Source organism: Streptomyces sp. NPDC093795 (assembly GCF_044764665.1).
In the GTDB taxonomy this organism is placed as follows: Bacteria; Actinomycetota; Actinomycetes; order Streptomycetales; family Streptomycetaceae; genus Streptomyces.
On the sequence record NZ_JBIWIO010000001.1, the window covers coordinates 873,026 to 889,142 of the forward strand.

Genomic DNA, 16,117 nt, shown 5'->3' on the forward strand with positions numbered 1-16,117 from the left:
CACTTGAGCGACACCGCCCGCACCATCCGCACCACCGAAGACGTCCTCACCCTGCTCGACGGCCTCTTCGCGCCCGCCGCCGACCGGTGGACCGAGAGCGGCGGGGCCGACTGGTGGGACGGGTTCTACGCCGACCGCGACAAGCCCGTGCCGTTCTTCGTCGCGAAGCCCGACGAGAACCTCGTCTCGTACGTCGAGCGGGGCCTGCTCCCGACCGCCGGCGGCAGGGCCCTCGACCTCGGCTGCGGGCCCGGCCGCAATAGCCTGTACCTCGCCTCGCTCGGCTACGACGTGGACGCCGTCGACCTCTCCCCCACCGCCATCCGCTGGGCGGAGGAACGGGCCCGGGACGCGGGGGTCACGAACATCCGGTTCACGTGCGGCGACGCCTTCAAGGGCGCCGCCCCGGACGGGCCGTACGACCTGATCTACGACTCCGGCTGCTTCCACCACCTGCCCCCGCACCGCCGCGTCAGCCACCTCGCGCTCCTGCACCGCGCCCTCGCCCCCGGCGGCCACTTCGCGCTCACCGCGTTCGCGGCCGGCCAGGGCGGCATGGGCTCCGAACTGCCGGACGCCGACTTCTACCGGCAGGGGATGCTGGACGGCGGACTCGCCTACACCGACGCCGAGCTGCGCGCGATCTTCACCGGCCCGGGCGAGCCGGGCCTCGCGGAGGTCGCCCTCCGCCGCATGCGCGCCGAACCCGCCGACTCCCCCTCCTTCGGCGAATCCTTCCTCTGGACGGCCCTCTTCCGCCGCCGCTGACCCGGGGCCGGGTCACATCGACGCCAGGTGCTCCGCCAGCCGGTCGTACTGTTCCCTCACCCCCGCCTCCATGCCCGCCTCCAGCGCCTGGTCCCTGATCTCGTTCGACGGCCAGAAGGACGTGCTGGTCAGGGCCGTGCCGCCGTCCGGGGTGGCGTCGAAGCTGAGCGTCACCCGGACCGGTTCCCCGTCCGGCATCTGCTCGAAGACCTCCGTGTAGTCGAGCCGTTCCGCCGGGACGACCTCCTCGTACGTACCGGAGAAGACGATCTCCTGACCGTCGGGGGCGGTCTGGCCCCAGCGCCACGCGCCGCCCACCCGCAGGTCGATGTCGACGACCGTGGTGGTCAGCCCGGACACCCCGTACCACTCCCGTACGTGCGCGGGGTCCGTCCACGCCTCCCAGAGGCGCGCCGGCGGGGCGTCGAAGGTGCGGGTGATGACCAGCTCGCGGTCGGCCGGCGTGGTGAGCAGGGTGACCATGGCTTCGATCCCTTCCCGAAGAGACCATTCCAGGATCGCCCCGCCCACCCCTCGGGGCACTTCCTGCCGGGAAACGCCCGAGGGCGGCACCCCCGTGGGGGTACCGCCCTCGTTCTGTTCTTCGCGTTCAGCGATGAACCACCGATCCCGAAGGATCAGAAGTCCATGTCACCGCCCGGCATGCCGCCGCCGGCCGGCGCGGACGACTTCTCCGGCTTGTCGGCGATGACGGCCTCGGTGGTGAGGAACAGCGCGGCGATCGACGCGGCGTTCTGCAGCGCGGAGCGCGTGACCTTCGCCGGGTCGATGATGCCCTCGGCGATGAGGTCGACGTACTCGTTGGTCGCGGCGTTCAGGCCGTGACCGACGGGCAGGTTGCGGACCTTCTCCGCCACGACGCCGCCCTCGAGGCCGGCGTTGACCGCGATCTGCTTCAGCGGGGCCTCGAGGGCCAGCTTCACGATGTTCGCGCCCGTGGCCTCGTCACCCGTGAGGTCGGCCTCGAGCTTCTCGAAGACCGAGGAGGCCTGGAGCAGGGCCACGCCGCCGCCGGCGACGATGCCCTCCTCGACGGCCGCCTTCGCGTTGCGAACGGCGTCCTCGATGCGGTGCTTGCGCTCCTTGAGCTCGACCTCGGTCGCGGCACCGGCCTTGATGACGGCCACGCCGCCGGCCAGCTTCGCGAGGCGCTCCTGGAGCTTCTCACGGTCGTAGTCCGAGTCGCTGTTCTCGATCTCGGCGCGGATCTGGTTCACGCGACCGGCGACCTGCTCGCTGTCACCGGCACCGTCGACGATGGTGGTCTCGTCCTTGGTGATGACGACCTTGCGGGCGCGGCCCAGCAGGTCGAGGCCCGCGTTCTCCAGCTTCAGGCCGACCTCCTCGGAGATGACCGTGCCGCCGGTGAGGATGGCGATGTCGTTCAGCATGGCCTTACGACGGTCGCCGAAGCCCGGGGCCTTGACCGCGACGGACTTGAAGGTGCCGCGGATCTTGTTGACGACCAGGGTCGACAGGGCCTCGCCCTCGACGTCCTCGGCGATGATCAGCAGCGGCTTGCCCGACTGCATGACCTTCTCCAGGAGCGGGAGCAGGTCCTTCACGGAGGAGATCTTGGAGTTGACGATCAGGAGGTACGGGTCGTCGAGGGACGACTCCATGCGCTCCATGTCGGTGGCGAAGTACGCCGAGATGTAGCCCTTGTCGAAGCGCATGCCCTCGGTGAGCTCGAGCTCGAGCCCGAAGGTCTGCGACTCCTCGACGGTGATGACGCCTTCCTTGCCGACCTTGTCCATCGCCTCGGCGATGAGCTCGCCGATCTGGGTGTCGGCGGCGGAGATGGAGGCCGTCGAAGCGATCTGCTCCTTGGTCTCGACATCCTTCGCCTGCTCGAGGAGGGCGCCGGAGACGGCCTCGACGGCCTTCTCGATGCCGCGCTTGAGGGCCATGGGGTTGGCACCGGCGGCGACGTTGCGGAGGCCCTCGCGGACGAGCGCCTGGGCGAGAACGGTGGCGGTGGTCGTACCGTCGCCGGCGACGTCGTCCGTCTTCTTGGCGACTTCCTTGACCAGCTCGGCGCCGATCTTCTCGTACGGGTCCTCGAGCTCGATCTCCTTGGCGATGGAGACACCATCGTTGGTGATCGTGGGGGCGCCCCACTTCTTCTCGAGGACGACGTTGCGACCCTTGGGGCCGAGGGTGACCTTGACGGCGTCAGCGAGCTGGTTCATGCCGCGCTCGAGACCGCGCCGGGCCTCCTCGTCGAACGCGATGATCTTGGCCATGTGAAGTGGTCCTCCCGGACATGGGGTGGATAACGCTCCAGGACCGCGCCGACGCCCGCGACGGACGGCCTCCGGAGCTCCGTGTGGTTCCTTGCCCCACCCGGCCGGCGACCTCGTCGTGCCCGATCCTCGTAGCACTCTCACGTGCCGAGTGCTAACGCCAATGATTAGCACTCGACCCATGCGAGTGCAAGCGACTCTCGGTTTTCGAGAAGGGTCGACGCCCCCGGGAACGCACGAGGGGCCCGTATCCCCTCAGGGATGCGGGCCCCTCGACGGCGTTGCGTCGGTGGCCGATCGCGCCGCGCTCAGACGGCGAGCTTGACCATGTCCGCCTGCGGACCCTTCTGGCCCTGCGAGATCTCGAACTCGACTCGCTGTCCCTCTTCGAGGCTGCGGTAACCATCCATCTGGATCGCGCTGTAGTGGACGAAAACATCCGCACCACCGTCGACCGCGATGAAGCCGTAGCCCTTCTCCGCGTTGAACCACTTGACGGTGCCCTGAGCCATGCCTAACTCCCCTATTACTGGCCCTTGCGCGGGGCCCGCACTTCGCGGGTCCCGGGTCAGACCCTGCGCCGGAACGCGTCGACCGCGGCTGAATGTATCTGCCCAACTGCCCTCTGCAACAGGTCAATCGAGCGAGATTTCTGGGCGTCACGGAAAGGTGAATCGGGGAGAATCCCTTTAATTCCAGGGCAAGTCGGGCCCGGCAAAGTACGCAGAAGGTACACAAGGCGCACACACTTTGGCTGCTTCTTGTCGCGCGGGGACGCATTCTCATATGCGTCCGGCATGAGCAGCGGAGGGGACTTCCCCAACTCTACCCCGCTCAACCATGCAGAATTGCCCCCTCCGCTTTATGGCGCGGAAGGGGCAATTCGAGATCTTCGAGAAAGACGGGACAGCCGAGAGGACTCAGCGGCCCCGGCGCTCAGCAGCCGCCGGCGACCGCCGGGATGATCGAGACGCCCGCGCCCGCCGGCGTCGCCGTCTCCAGGCCCTGCTCGAAGCGCACGTCGTCGTCGTTGACGTACACGTTGACGAAGCGGCGCAGCTTGCCCTGGTCGTCCAGGACGCGGGCGGCGATGCCCGTGTGGTTCTTCTCCAGGTCCGCGATGACCTCGGCGAGGGTCGCGCCCTCGGCCTGGACCTCGGACTGCCCACCCGTGTACGTGCGGAGGATGGTGGGGATGCGGACGTTCACGGCCATGTGTCTTCGTAACCTTTCAGTGGGCCAGGAAAGCGGGCCGGCTCAGAGCGCCAGGCCGGCGTCGCGGAACGCGTCCAGGCTCGGGCGGATGGTGACGGTCGCCTGAGAGGTGTCGGCCACCGCGTCCAGGGTCTTGAGTCCGTCGCCGGTGTTGAGGACGACGGTGGTGAGGTTCGGGTCGATCAGCCCGTTCTCGACGAGCTTCTTCGCGACGCCGACGGTCACGCCGCCCGCGGTCTCGGCGAAGATGCCCTCGGTCTGCGCGAGCAGCTTGATCGCGTCGACGACCTGCTCGTCGTTCACGTCCTCCACGGCGCCGCCGGTGCGGCGGGCGATGTCGAGGACGTACGGGCCGTCGGCCGGGTTGCCGATGGCGAGCGACTTGGCGATCGTGTTCGGCTTCTGCGGGCGGACGACGTCGTGGCCGGCCTTGAAGGCGACGGAGACCGGGGAGCAGCCCTCGGCCTGGGCGCCGAAGATCTTGTACGGCTTGTCCTCGACGAGGCCCAGCTTGATGAGCTCCTGGAGCCCCTTGTCGATCTTGGTGAGCTGGGAGCCGGAGGCGATCGGGATGACGAGCTGGTCGGGGATGACCCAGCCGAGCTGCTCGCAGATCTCGTACGCGAGCGTCTTGGAGCCCTCGCCGTAGTACGGGCGGAGGTTGACGTTCACGAAGCCCCAGCCCTCGCCGAGCGGGTCGCCGATGAGCTCCGAGCAGAAGCGGTTGACGTCGTCGTAGTTGCCCTCGATGGCGACGAGGTCACCGCCGTAGACACCGGCCATGACGACCTTGCCCTGCTCCAGGTCGTGCGGGATGAACACGCAGGAGCGGAAGCCGGCGCGGGCGGCGGCGGCGCCGACGGCGCCGGCCAGGTTGCCGGTGGAGGAGCAGGAGAGGGTGGTGAAGCCGAAGGCGCGGGCGGCCTCGATGGCCTGGGCGACGACCCGGTCCTTGAAGGAGTGGGTCGGGTTGCCGGAGTCGTCCTTGACGAAGAGCTTGCCGGGGGCGACGCCGATCTCGCGGGCGAGGTTGTCGGCCTGGACGAGCTTGGTCCAGCCCGGGTTCAGGTTCGGCTTGTCGGCGACGTCGGCGGGGACGGGCAGCAGAGGGGCGTAGCGCCAGATGTTGGCGGGGCCGGCCTCGATCTGCTTGCGCAGCGCCTCGGGGTCGCCGGTGGGGAGCTCGTACGCGACTTCGAGAGGTCCGAAACAGAGCTCGCAGGCGAAGATCGGACCGAGTGCGAAGACTTCACCGCATTCGCGACAGGAAAGCCCGGACGCGGGACCGAGGTCGACGGTGCTCGCGGTGTTCGCGGAGGTCGCGGGGGTGGCGGTCTGTACAGCCATGGAGGGGAGGCCCTTTCTCCTCATCTTTCCCATGACGAATTTTTCGCCATGAGACGGATTTGGCACCTTCCCTAGTCGGGGACCTCGCCTGGAGGACAAGTAACCGACTGGAGGGTTGCCGGGGCTTCAACGGGCCGTTTCCCTCTGCCCCTCTGGATGAGCGGTATTCGGTTGTGTAACGCGGGCGGCACCCCGACATGCATCGGGCATCCGCGTTGTTCAAGACTGTAACCGAAGGCATGGACGGTTGAGATGGTCGTCCGAACCGCGAGATGGAGATCACGTGCTGGAAGAGGTGGAGCGCTGGCTGGACCGGCGGTCCTGGTCCGTGGCCGACCGTCCGCTTGAGCGGGTTCTCGCCGCCAAGCGGGGGACGAGGGTCAGCGTGGTGCTGCCCGCGCTCAACGAGGAGGCGACGGTCGGGGACATCGTCTCCGTCATCCGGCGCGAGCTGATGAGCGAGTCGGTGCCGCTCGTCGACGAGCTGGTGGTGATCGACTCGGGCTCCACGGACCGTACGGCGGAGGTGGCGGCCGCGGCCGGGGCGCGGGTGGTCGCGCGGGACGCGATCCTCCCCCGGATCCCGGCGGTGCCGGGCAAGGGCGAGGTCCTGTGGCGCTCACTGATGGTGACGAGCGGGGACGTCGTCTGCTTCGTGGACGCGGATCTGCGGGACTTCTCCGCGGACTTCGTGACGGGGATCGTGGGCCCGCTGCTCACGGACCCGGACGTGGACTTCGTGAAGGCGATGTACGACCGACCCCTCGGCGACGCCCCTGGTCAGGGAGGCCGCGTCACGGAGCTGGTGGCGCGCCCGCTGCTCAACCTGCACTGGCCGCAGCTGGCCGGCTTCGTGCAGCCGCTCGGCGGCGAGTACGCGGCGCGCCGCTCGCTGCTCGAACGGCTGCCCTTCCCCGTCGGTTACGGAGTGGAGCTGGGGCTGCTCGTCGACGCCCTGCACACGGTGGGCCTCGACGCGCTCGCGCAGGTGGACGTGGGGGTGCGCAAGCACCGGCACCAGGACGGGCAGGCGCTCGGCCGGATGGCGGCGGCGATCTACCGGACGGCGCAGCTGCGGCTGTCGCGGGGGCATCTGGTGCGGCCGCTGCTGACCCAGTTCGAGCGGGGCGAGTCGGGGTTCACCCCGCGGACGTACGCCGTGGACACGGAGGAGCGGCCGCCGATGGCCGAGATCGTGGAGTACGCGCGCCGCCGCGTGGCGTAACGCCCCATGATGATGTGTTTTGCCTACATTGCCCTTTTATGCGCTTCAGACAACATCACCTGGGCAAGGTGCTCGCGGCCGTCGTGCTGATGGCGGGCTCGGGCTCGCTCGCGCTCACCACGGCGGGACCGGCCGCGGCGGACGTGGTCGAGCCCTTCGGCAAGCGGTACGACGAGTCCCTGTACGGCGACTTCACCACGATCGGCGACACGGTCATGGGCTGCCCCATCGCCCCCGCCGGCCCGGCCGCCCGCTGCGCCGGCGCGGGGGGCGGCTACGGCTCCGGCACCGGGCGTCTCGCGATCCCGGCGGGCGCCGAGGTCGCGTACGCCCGGCTCTTCTGGGGCGGCAACGACGGCACGTACCAGGGCCCGGGCGGTGTGCCCCTCAGTCGCTGCGACCTCTCGGGCCCGGAGGTCGTCCCCTCGCCCGGCGACCCCTCGACGACCGCCCCGGTGATCAGGGTCGGCGCGGGCCCCGCGACCCCCGTCTCGATCGACAGCATGGTCACGGACCCGCCCGCCACCGGAGGACCGCACTACTACACGGGCGAGTCCGACGTGACCGCCGCCTTCAAGGGCCTCAAGGGGACGGACGCGCGGATCGCGGTCGGCAACATCTGGGCGGCGAACGGCAAGGGCTGCGTGGCGGGCTGGTCCCTGACGGTCGTCCACCGGTTCCCGGGCCCGGACCCGGTCCGCGCGCCCGAGCGGCGGAACGTCCAGGTGCATGGCGGCCACGTCCTCCAGCGCTCGACCTCCCCCGCGACCACGGTCACCGTCGGCGGCTTCCACCGGGGGCCGGGCACGGTACGGGCGAGCGTGAACGCGTACGGGGGCGACCGGAACGCCCCGGGCGCGTCGTTCCTCGTCAACGGCAAGAGGGTCACCGAGAGCCGCACCCGCGACACCGACGGCTTCGTCCAGGCCTTCGACGTCCCGGACGGCGCCGTCCCGGCCGGCGCGACCTCGGCCGACCTGACCTTCTCCCCGAGCGGCGACACCTACGTGCCCTCGGCCCTCGCCTTCTCCGTACCGCTGCCGGATCCGGAGCCCACGAAGGCGGCGAGCCCCGACAAACCGAAGCCGACACCCACACCGACCCGGACCCCGGCACCGACCCGGCCCCCCACTCCGACCCCGACCCCGACCCGGACCCCCACCCCGACGCCGACCCCGGTGGACCCGACCCCCGCATCCCTGGCGTTCCCCGCTCCCCCGGCCCCGCCCGCCCCCGGCCCCCAAGGGAACAGCGGCTCGATGGCCGAGACCGGCGGCAACGGCGAGCGGCTGTGGCTGCTGGGCGCGCTCGCCCTCGCGCTCGCGGCGACGGGCCTGGTGGCGAAGGCGGCGATGCGCGGCCGGCGCGACTGACAGGCGACCGACAGGCGACGGACAGGCGACTGACCTGCGGCAACTGAGCGTGTCCGGAACCAGCCATCTCGTATACGTACGTTTGAGCGTTTACGGGACGGGCTAGGTTCGCCACATGGCTACTGTGCTCGTGGCATCCAACCGGGGCCCGGTCTCGTACAAGCTCGACGAGGCCGGCTCGCTCGACGCCCGCAGGGGCGGTGGCGGTCTGGTCTCGGGCCTGAGCGCCGTCTCCTCCCAGGACAGCCTGTGGGTGTGCGCGGCACTCGGCGCGGGCGACCGCGAGGCCGTCAGGCGCGGGGTGGGCGAGCCGGGCGTACGGATGCTGGACATCGACCCGGACACGTACACCGACGCGTACAACGGCATCGCGAACTCGGTGCTGTGGTTCCTCCACCACCATCTGTACGACGTCCCGCGCGAGCCGGTCTTCGACGCGGAGTTCCGGCGCCTCTGGGAGTCGTACCAGAGCTACAACCGCGCCTTCGCCGAGGCGCTGGCCGCCGAGGCGGACGAAGGCGCGGCGGTCCTGGTGCAGGACTACCACCTGGCCCTGGTGCCGGGGCAGCTCCGGGAGCTCCGCCCCGACCTGCGGATCGCCCACTTCACGCACACGCCGTGGGCCTCGCCGGAGTACCTGCGGATGCTCCCGGACGACATCCGCGAGGAGCTGCTGCGGGGGATGCTCGGCGCGGACCAGCTGGGCTTCCACACGGAGGAGTGGGCGACGGCGTTCCGGAACTGCGCGGGCGACGGAGCCGCGGGCACCCGGGTCGAGGTGTATCCCCTGGGTGTCGACGCCGACGAGCTGAGGGCGCTCGCGCACCGGCCCGTGGTGGACGAGCGGCTGGCCGGGCTCCGGGCTGATGTCGGCGACCGGAAGACCATCGTCCGGGTGGACCGCACCGAGCTGTCGAAGAACATCCTGCGCGGCCTGCTCGCCTACCGCGAGCTGCTGACCACCCACCCCGAATGGCGGGACCGGGTGGTCCACCTGGCCTCGGCGTACCCCTCACGGCAGGACCTGGAGTCGTACCGGGCGTACACGGCCTCGGTGGCGGCCCTCGCGGACGAGATCAACGCCGAGTTCGGCACGCCGGACTGGGAGCCGGTCATCGTCTCCGTCCAGGACGACTTCCCCCGCTCCCTCGCCGCCTACCGGCTCGCGGACGTGGCCCTGGTGAACCCGGTCCGCGACGGCATGAACCTGGTCGCGAAGGAGATACCGGTCGTCTCGGAGGCCGGCTGCGCCCTGGTCCTGTCGACGGGCGCGGGCGCCTACGACGAGCTGAAGGAGGACGCCCTCACGGTGAACCCCTTCGACGTCTCGGAGACCGCCGAGGCCCTCCACAGGGCCCTGTCGATGCCCCCGTCCGAACGCGCCGACCGCTCGAAGCGCCTCGCGGCGGCGGCCACGGCCCTGCCCCCACAGCGCTGGTTCCTGAACCAGCTGGAGGCGCTCAGGGCGTAGGGGTAACCCGCTCCCGCCCCCATGCCGCCAACGGCTCCAGGGCCTCGTTGAGGCGGATGCCGTCCTTCGTGAGGGCGTATTCGACTCGGGGCGGGACCTCGTCGTAGGAGACGCGGTCCACGATGCCGTCCGTCTCCATCTCGCGCAGGTGGGAGGCGAGGACCTTCTCCGTGATGCCCGGGACCATCCGGCGCAGCTCGCCGAAGCGGCGGTGCGGCTGTTGGTGGAGGGCCCAGAGGATGAGGACCTTCCACTTGCCGCCGATCACCTCCATCGCGGTGTCGATCCCGCAGACGTGCCCGTCCTCGGCCCCCGGCCGGTTCAGCGTCGTCATGTGCCCACCCCTCTGACCTGTTCGCTCACCCCAGGGTAACCACCCACTCCAGAGTGGGTACTTGAGCAGGTCAGAGGCCTGCCGCAGTCTTGTGGACATGACACAGAACACCGCTGAGAAGTCCCCCGTCACCCTGCTCGGCCTCGGTGCGATGGGCACCGCCCTGGCCCGTACCTGGCTCGAAGCCGGTCACCCGCTCACCGTCTGGAACCGCACCCCGGCCCGCGCCGAGGCGCTCGTCCCCGAGGGCGCGAAGGCCGCCGACAGCGCCGCCGCGGCCGTCTCGGCCGGCGCCCTCGTGATCGTCTGCCTCCTCGACGACGCCTCCGTCGGCGCGGCCCTCGACGGCGTAGACCTGACCGGCAAGGACCTGGTCAACCTCACCACCACGACCCCCGCCCAGGCCCGCGCCCGTGCCGCGTGGGCCGAGGAGCGCGGGGCCCGCTACCTGGACGGCGGCATCATGGCCGTCCCGCCGATGGTCGGTGTCCCGGAGGCCGGCGGGTACGTCTTCTACAGCGGCTCGCGGGAGCTGTTCGAACTCCACCGCGAGACCCTCGCCGTCCCGGTCGGCACGACCTACGTCGGTGAGGACGCCGGGTTTGCGGCGCTGCACGACGTGGCCCTGCTGAGCGCCATGTACGGCATGTTCGGGGGCGTCGCGCACGCCTTCGCCCTGATCCGCAGGGAGGACATCGACCCGACCGCGTTCGCCCCGCTGCTCTCCGGCTGGATCGCGGCGATGGCGGGCCCCTCCGTGCTGCAGACCGCCGCCCAGCTGAAGAGCGGCGACTACACCAGGGACGTGGTCTCCAACCTGGCGATGCAGGTGGCCGGCACGCCGACCTTCCTGACGACGGCCGAGCAGCAGGGCGTCAGCCCGGAGCTGATCCAGCCGTACTTCGAGCTCATGCGCCGCCGCCTCGCCGTGGGCAGCGGCGAGGAGGACCTGACGGGCGTCGTCGACCTGCTGGTGAAGTGAGCCCCCGACTCGACGCGGCCGCTCAGTCCCCCCGTACCGCCGCCGCGAGCCCCGCGAGGAAGTCCACGACTCCCGGCGGGCCGGCCACCGCGAGGTCCGCGCGGTCGGTGAGTTCCGGCACCTCGGTGGAGCCGCTGCACACCAGGAGGCCCGGGGTGCCGTCGGAGCGGAGCTTCTCGACGGCGGCGAAGGCGGGCAGGTCGCCCAGGTCGTCACCCGCGTAGAGCACGGACCCGGCGCCCACCTCCCGTACGTACTCGGCGAGCGCCACGCCCTTGTCCATGCCGGGCGGCCGCAGCTCCAGGACCATGCGGCCCGGTTCCAGCACCAGGCCGTGGTGGGTGGCGAGCTCGCCGAGCGGGCCCTTCAGCGCCTCGAAGGCCCGCTCGGGGTCGGAGGCGCGGCGGGTGTGGACGGCGACCGCGCGGCCCTTCTCCTCGATCCAGACGCCCGGCCAGGCCCCGGCCCGGTCCAGGAAGCCGGGGAGCTCGGCGCGTACCGAGGCCACCCCCGGGTGCGGGGCGGCGGCCTGGACGGTGCCGGTGACGGCGTCCCAGCGTTCGGCGCCGTAGTGGCCGAGGACCACCAGGTGCTCAAGGCCGGGCGCCCCGGCGAAGCCGCCGTACCGCACGGCGACCCCCGCGGGGCGGCCGGTCACGACGGCGACGGAGGCGACCCTGGGGGCGAGCGCGGCGAGCGCCGCGACGGCGCCGGGGTGGGCGCGGGCCTGTTCGGGGTCGGCGACGATCTCGGCGAGTGTGCCGTCGAAGTCGAGGGCGACGACGGCCTTCTCGGGCCGCGCGAGAAGCGCGGCCAGACCGTCGCGGCCGGCGGATGTGGTCGGGTGCGGAAGGCTGCTGACCATGCCCCGACCCTACCGACGCGAGGCGCCCACGTCAGCGGGGCGTCCCGCATGACGAGCGCGGCGCCCCTGTACGGGTCCTCCGCGCCCGTCTCAGCGCCGCTGCTGCCTCTCCGCCCTCACCCGGCGGAGGCGGTTGACCGTCACCGGGTCGTGGGCGAGGGCGCGCGGGTCGTCGAGGAGGGCGTTGAGCAGCTGGTAGTAGCGGGTCGGGGAGAGCCCGAGCCGCTCGCGTACCGCTCGTTCCTTGGCGCCGGGGCCGGGCCAGGAGCGGCGCTCGACGGCGAGGAGGGCCCGCTCGCGCGCGCCGAGCCCGCTCTCGTCGTCGCCGGGGTCCACCGCTTCCCGGTCCTCGGTCGCGCGACCGTCCTCGGTCATACGCCGTCCTCGGTCATACGCCGTCGTCCTCGGTCATACGACCATCCTCAGCCATACGGCCATCCTCGGTCATAAGACCAACCTATTACTCGGCTTACTCGGCGTTCTCCGCCGCCGTCGCCATCCGGCTGATCGAGCCGAGGACGTCGGCGGGGCGCCCGGCCGGGGAGACGGCCTTGCCGATGTTCTGCTTGATGTGCTCGCTGACCTGGCCCCAGGACGTCTTGCCGACCGGCGGGAGCTGGCTGTCCGGGAGCGTCTTCAGGAAGACCCGCAGGTCGGCGTGCTCGGGTTCGGTCTCCATCCGGGTGGAGGCGCTGACGGTGACCGGCAGGAGGTCGTTGTCGCCGGCGAACTTCAGGACGTTCGCGTCGCTGAAGACGAAGTTGAGGAAGTCGCCGATCTCCTTGCGGTGACCGTTCTGCTTGAAGCCCATGAGCCAGTCGGCGACGCCCATGGCGGCCTCCGCCGGACCGTCGACGCCGGGCAGCGGGACCTGTCCGACCTCGACGCCCTTCTTGGCGGCCTGCTGGAGGAGCGAGGGGTGGCCGTTGAGCATGCCGACCTCGCCCTTCGCGAAGGCGGCGAAGGCGGCCTTGCGGTTGAGCTTGCCGGGCGCGACGGGCCCGGTGAGGCCCTTGCCGACGAGGTTCTGCTTGAGCCACTCGAAGGTGCGGATGTTGGCGTCGGAGTCGACGGCGTACCGGTCGGTGCCGTCGGTCCAGCCACCGCCGCCGCTGAGCAGCCACATCAGGGCCTCGCCCTGGGCCTCCTCGGGCCCGAGCGGCAGCGCGAACGGGGTGCGGACACCGTTGTCCTTCAGCTTCTCGGCGGCGGCGGCGAGCTCGGCCCACGTGGTGGGGGCCTCGACACCGGCGTCCTTGAAGAGGGCCTTGTTGTAGAAGAGGGACCGGGTGGAGGCCACGAAGGGCAGGCCGTACTGCGTCCGCTTGTACTCGCCGGCGTCGACGAGCGGGGCGAGGAAGTTGGCCTGGACGGGTATGGAGAGCAGCTCGTCGGCGGCGTAGAGCTCACCGGCGGCCGCGTAGTCGGCGTAGGAGCCGATCTGCGCGATGTCGGGGGCCTCGTCGGCCTTGACCATCTCGGCGACCTTGCGGTCGACGTCGTCCCAGGACTCGACCCGCACCTCCACCTTGACGCCGGGGTGCTCGGCCTCGTAGGCGGCGACGAGGTCGGTCCAGTACTTCTTGGTGCTGTCGCCGCCGTTGAGGTCGTACTCGGCGGCGACCAGTCTGAGGGTCACGTCGCCGGAGTCACCCCCCAGGGAGCCGCAGCCGGCGACCGTGGCGGTCAGTCCGAGTGCGGCGGCGGCCGCGGTCAATCCAAGGAATCGTCGCCGCTCCACGGCTTCATCCACCTTTTGCTCGTCGTTGAGCTGCTCGGAGCCCTGTCGTCGGCTCCGCGCAGGGGACAAGTCTCTCCCGTGCCTGATTAGAGGTCTACACCAGTCCGGTTTCTCTTCCGCAACACCGGCGGGATCATGACCCCATGACGGGCCCCGGATTTGTATCCGTACGCAACAATCCTCAACAGTGGACTAGACCTTTTGGGTCCCAGCACGCGAGACTGTCCTCCGTGAGACACGTCATCGCCCTGGATGTGGGCGGCACCGGCATGAAGGCCGCCCTCGTCGGGGCGGACGGCACCCTGCTGCACGAGGCCCGCCGCGCCACCGGCCGCGACCGCGGTCCAGAGGCGGTCGTGGAGACGATCCTCGGCTTCGCCGAAGACCTCCGCACCCTCGGCCACGAGCGGTACGGAGAGTCCGCCGCGGCCGCCGGAGTCGCCGTCCCCGGAATCGTCGACGCCGAGAACGGCATCGCCGTCTACGCCGCCAACCTCGGCTGGCGCGACGTTCCCATGCGCGAACTCCTCAGCCGCCGCCTCGGCGGCATCCCCGTGGCACTCGGCCACGACGTCCGCACCGGCGGCCTCGCCGAAGGCCGTATCGGCGCGGGCAACGGCGCCGACCGCTTCCTCTTCGTGCCCCTCGGCACCGGCATCGCCGGCGCCATCGGCATCGGCGACCGCATCGAGGCCGGCGCCCACGGCTACGCCGGCGAGATCGGCCACATCGTCGTCCGCCCCGGCGGCACCGCCTGCGGCTGCGGCCAGCGCGGCTGCCTGGAGCGGTACGCCTCCGCCTCCGCCGTCTCCCAGGCCTGGGCCGAGGCGAGCGGCGACCCGGACGCCGACGCCGCCGACTGCGCCAAGGCCGTCGAGTCCGGCGACACCACGGCCCTCCGGGTCTGGCAGGACGCCGTCGACGCCCTCGCCGACGGTCTGGTCACCGCGCTCACCCTGCTCGACCCCCGCACGCTCGTCATCGGTGGCGGACTCGCCGAGGCGGGGGAAACCTTGTTCACACCACTCCGGGCCGCGGTGGAGGAGCGAGTCACGTTCCAGAAGCTGCCCTCCATCGTGCCGGCGGCCCTCGGGGACACCGCCGGATGCCTGGGCGCGGGCCTCCTCGCCTGGGACCTGCTCGCCGAGCAGCAGGCAGACCAGCACGACCAGCAGACCGACCAGCACGACGACCAGCACGAGCAGCACGACGACCACGATCCGCACTCCACCGACTCGGAGGTTTCCGCCTGATGGCCGATCACAAGGTTCTCGCCGGCGCACACGTCGTGCTGCCCACCGGGATCGTCGAGAACGGACGCGTGATCGTCACGGGTGACCGCATCACCGGCAGCGCCCCCGAGGGCGCCCCCGTCGTCGACCTGACCGGCCACTGGCTCGTCCCCGGCTTCGTCGACATGCACAACCACGGCGGCGGCGGCGCCTCCTTCACCTCCGGCACCGTCGACGAGGTCCTCAAGGGCGTCGACACCCACCGGCTGCACGGCACCACCACCGTCGTCGCCTCCTTCGTCACCGGCGAGATGGACTTCCTCACCCAGCGCGCCGGTCTGCTCTCCGAGCTCGCCGAGCAGGGCGAGATCGCCGGCCTCCACTTCGAGGGCCCGTTCATCTCCCCCTGCCGCAAGGGCGCCCACGACGAGACGCTCCTGCGCGACCCCGACCCGGCCGAGGTGCGCAAGCTGATCGACGCCGCCCGGGGCCAGGCCAAGATGGTCACCCTCGCCACCGAGCTGCCCGGCGGCATCGACTCCGTACGCCTCCTCGCCGAGCACGGCGTGATCGCCGCCATCGGCCACACCGACGCGACGTACGAGCAGACCGTCCAGGCCATCGACGCGGGCGCCACCGTCGCCACCCACCTCTACAACGCGATGCCCGGCCTCGGCCACCGCGCCCCCGGCCCCATCGCCGCCCTCCTGGAGGACGAGCGGATCACCGTCGAGCTCATCAACGACGGCACCCACCTCCACCCCGCCGCCCTGGAGCTCGCCTTCCACCACGCGGGCCCCGAGCGCGTCGCCTTCATCACCGACGCCATGGACGCGGCGGGCTTCGGCGACGGCCGGTACATGCTCGGCACCCTCGAGGTCGAGGTGAAGGACAGCGTCGCCCGCCTCGTCGAGGGCGACTCCATCGCCGGCTCGACCCTCACCCTGGACCGCGCCTTCAAGCGCGCCGCCACCGTCGACCGCCTCCCCCTCACGGCGATCGTCGAGGCCATCTCGGCCAACCCCGCCCGCCTCCTCGGCGTGTACGACCGCGTCGGCTCCCTCGAACCCGGCAAGGACGCCGACATCGCCGTCCTCGACGCCGAGTTCAACCTCAAGGGCGTCATGCGCAAGGGCGAGTGGATCGTGGACCCGACGACGGCCTGATCAGAAGCCACCTGTTCAGAAGCCACCTGACCAGGAGTCATCCGATCAGGAGTCATACGCGAGGGCGGTCGGCCGGGGGACTGGGCCAACCGCCTTTCGTTTGGCATGATCGGTCCCCGTCGGAACGTACG

General features: G+C 71.1%; 16 protein-coding genes and 1 riboswitch. Of the genes, 7 read left to right on the plus strand and 9 right to left on the minus strand.

Annotation, left to right across the window (positions count from 1 at the left end; all coding sequences use genetic code 11):
* Window positions 1-3: 3 nt before the first annotated feature.
* A complete protein-coding gene (locus ACIRB7_RS04205) occupies window positions 4-768 on the plus strand; it encodes a class I SAM-dependent methyltransferase (RefSeq protein WP_403592020.1) in 765 nt (254 codons plus the stop codon).
* 12 nt (window positions 769-780) lie between these two features.
* Here ACIRB7_RS04205 and ACIRB7_RS04210 read toward each other — a convergent pair whose 3' ends face one another.
* The 5 genes from ACIRB7_RS04210 to thrC form a co-directional block, all read right to left on the minus strand.
* Window positions 781-1,251, minus strand: a complete 471-nt coding sequence (locus tag ACIRB7_RS04210; RefSeq protein WP_403592023.1) for an SRPBCC family protein — start codon at window positions 1,249-1,251, stop codon at window positions 781-783.
* A 155-nt stretch (window positions 1,252-1,406) separates the two neighbouring features.
* Window positions 1,407-3,035: a chaperonin GroEL gene (gene groL, locus ACIRB7_RS04215; protein ID WP_403592026.1), complete on the minus strand. Its 1,629-nt coding sequence runs from the start codon at window positions 3,033-3,035 to the stop codon at window positions 1,407-1,409.
* Window positions 3,036-3,343: 308 nt separating this feature from the next.
* Window positions 3,344-3,547, minus strand: coding sequence for a cold-shock protein (locus tag ACIRB7_RS04220; protein ID WP_015035246.1), 204 nt, complete (start codon window positions 3,545-3,547; stop codon window positions 3,344-3,346).
* Between the two features lie 424 nt (window positions 3,548-3,971).
* Window positions 3,972-4,250 carry a MoaD/ThiS family protein gene (locus ACIRB7_RS04225; RefSeq protein WP_017238235.1) on the minus strand — a complete coding sequence of 93 codons (279 nt, stop codon included), beginning with the start codon at window positions 4,248-4,250 and terminating at the stop codon, window positions 3,972-3,974.
* A gap of 42 nt (window positions 4,251-4,292) precedes the next feature.
* Window positions 4,293-5,597, minus strand: a complete 1,305-nt coding sequence (gene thrC / locus ACIRB7_RS04230) for a threonine synthase (protein ID WP_403592029.1) — start codon at window positions 5,595-5,597, stop codon at window positions 4,293-4,295.
* 17 nt (window positions 5,598-5,614) lie between these two features.
* Window positions 5,615-5,760, minus strand: a riboswitch (SAM riboswitch).
* Window positions 5,761-5,880: 120 nt separating this feature from the next.
* Between thrC and ACIRB7_RS04235 the strand changes: the two genes are divergently transcribed.
* The 3 genes from ACIRB7_RS04235 (at window position 5,881) to ACIRB7_RS04245 (ending at window position 9,666) form a co-directional block, all read left to right on the plus strand.
* Window positions 5,881-6,822, plus strand: a complete 942-nt coding sequence (locus tag ACIRB7_RS04235) for a glucosyl-3-phosphoglycerate synthase (RefSeq protein WP_403592032.1) — start codon at window positions 5,881-5,883, stop codon at window positions 6,820-6,822.
* 38 nt (window positions 6,823-6,860) lie between these two features.
* Window positions 6,861-8,195, plus strand: a complete 1,335-nt coding sequence (locus tag ACIRB7_RS04240) for a hypothetical protein (protein WP_403592034.1) — start codon at window positions 6,861-6,863, stop codon at window positions 8,193-8,195.
* Window positions 8,196-8,310: 115 nt separating this feature from the next.
* The gene (locus ACIRB7_RS04245) at window positions 8,311-9,666 is read left to right on the plus strand and encodes a trehalose-6-phosphate synthase (RefSeq protein WP_403592036.1); all 1,356 of its coding nucleotides are present in this window, start codon (window positions 8,311-8,313) and stop codon (window positions 9,664-9,666) included.
* Here the strand turns inward: ACIRB7_RS04245 and ACIRB7_RS04250 are convergent.
* Complete coding sequence (locus ACIRB7_RS04250) at window positions 9,656-10,000, minus strand: winged helix-turn-helix transcriptional regulator (protein ID WP_403592039.1); 345 nt, start codon at window positions 9,998-10,000, stop codon at window positions 9,656-9,658. The two genes, ACIRB7_RS04245 and ACIRB7_RS04250, sit on opposite strands and share 11 nt — an antisense overlap.
* Before the next feature lie 97 nt (window positions 10,001-10,097).
* Between ACIRB7_RS04250 and ACIRB7_RS04255 the strand changes: the two genes are divergently transcribed.
* Entirely contained in the window at window positions 10,098-10,982 is an 885-nt protein-coding gene (locus ACIRB7_RS04255) for an NAD(P)-dependent oxidoreductase (RefSeq protein ID WP_403592042.1), read from the plus strand.
* A gap of 22 nt (window positions 10,983-11,004) precedes the next feature.
* Here ACIRB7_RS04255 and otsB read toward each other — a convergent pair whose 3' ends face one another.
* From otsB to ACIRB7_RS04270, 3 genes are all read right to left on the minus strand, one after another.
* A complete protein-coding gene (otsB, locus tag ACIRB7_RS04260; RefSeq protein WP_403592045.1) occupies window positions 11,005-11,847 on the minus strand; it encodes a trehalose-phosphatase in 843 nt (280 codons plus the stop codon).
* A gap of 90 nt (window positions 11,848-11,937) precedes the next feature.
* A complete protein-coding gene (locus ACIRB7_RS04265) occupies window positions 11,938-12,222 on the minus strand; it encodes a DUF3263 domain-containing protein (RefSeq protein ID WP_403592048.1) in 285 nt (94 codons plus the stop codon).
* 94 nt (window positions 12,223-12,316) lie between these two features.
* Window positions 12,317-13,600, minus strand: a complete 1,284-nt coding sequence (locus ACIRB7_RS04270; protein ID WP_403592051.1) for an extracellular solute-binding protein — start codon at window positions 13,598-13,600, stop codon at window positions 12,317-12,319.
* Between the two features lie 218 nt (window positions 13,601-13,818).
* Between ACIRB7_RS04270 and ACIRB7_RS04275 the strand changes: the two genes are divergently transcribed.
* Complete coding sequence (locus tag ACIRB7_RS04275) at window positions 13,819-14,841, plus strand: ROK family protein (RefSeq protein ID WP_403592054.1); 1,023 nt, start codon at window positions 13,819-13,821, stop codon at window positions 14,839-14,841.
* Window positions 14,841-15,986 (plus strand): N-acetylglucosamine-6-phosphate deacetylase, encoded by a 1,146-nt coding sequence (nagA, locus tag ACIRB7_RS04280; protein ID WP_403592057.1) that lies wholly within the window; start codon window positions 14,841-14,843, stop codon window positions 15,984-15,986. The genes ACIRB7_RS04275 and nagA overlap by 1 nt, the downstream gene beginning before the upstream one ends.
* Window positions 15,987-16,117 lie beyond the last annotated feature (131 nt).

Excerpts from the sequence above, each read along its gene's own strand:
- ACIRB7_RS04225 (WP_017238235.1), bottom strand. The coding sequence starts at position 4,250 with ATGGCCGTGAACGTCCGCATCCCCACCATCCTCCGCACGTACACGGGT.
- ACIRB7_RS04265 (WP_403592048.1), bottom strand. The coding sequence starts at position 12,222 with ATGACCGAGGACGGTCGCGCGACCGAGGACCGGGAAGCGGTGGACCCC.
- ACIRB7_RS04245 (WP_403592036.1), top strand. The coding sequence starts at position 8,311 with ATGGCTACTGTGCTCGTGGCATCCAACCGGGGCCCGGTCTCGTACAAG.
- ACIRB7_RS04220 (WP_015035246.1), bottom strand. The coding sequence starts at position 3,547 with ATGGCTCAGGGCACCGTCAAGTGGTTCAACGCGGAGAAGGGCTACGGC.
- otsB (WP_403592045.1), bottom strand. The coding sequence starts at position 11,847 with ATGGTCAGCAGCCTTCCGCACCCGACCACATCCGCCGGCCGCGACGGT.
- nagA (WP_403592057.1), top strand. The coding sequence starts at position 14,841 with ATGGCCGATCACAAGGTTCTCGCCGGCGCACACGTCGTGCTGCCCACC.
- thrC (WP_403592029.1), bottom strand. The coding sequence starts at position 5,597 with ATGGCTGTACAGACCGCCACCCCCGCGACCTCCGCGAACACCGCGAGC.
- ACIRB7_RS04240 (WP_403592034.1), top strand. The coding sequence starts at position 6,861 with ATGCGCTTCAGACAACATCACCTGGGCAAGGTGCTCGCGGCCGTCGTG.
- ACIRB7_RS04210 (WP_403592023.1), bottom strand. The coding sequence starts at position 1,251 with ATGGTCACCCTGCTCACCACGCCGGCCGACCGCGAGCTGGTCATCACC.
- groL (WP_403592026.1), bottom strand. The coding sequence starts at position 3,035 with ATGGCCAAGATCATCGCGTTCGACGAGGAGGCCCGGCGCGGTCTCGAG.
- ACIRB7_RS04250 (WP_403592039.1), bottom strand. The coding sequence starts at position 10,000 with ATGACGACGCTGAACCGGCCGGGGGCCGAGGACGGGCACGTCTGCGGG.
- ACIRB7_RS04255 (WP_403592042.1), top strand. The coding sequence starts at position 10,098 with ATGACACAGAACACCGCTGAGAAGTCCCCCGTCACCCTGCTCGGCCTC.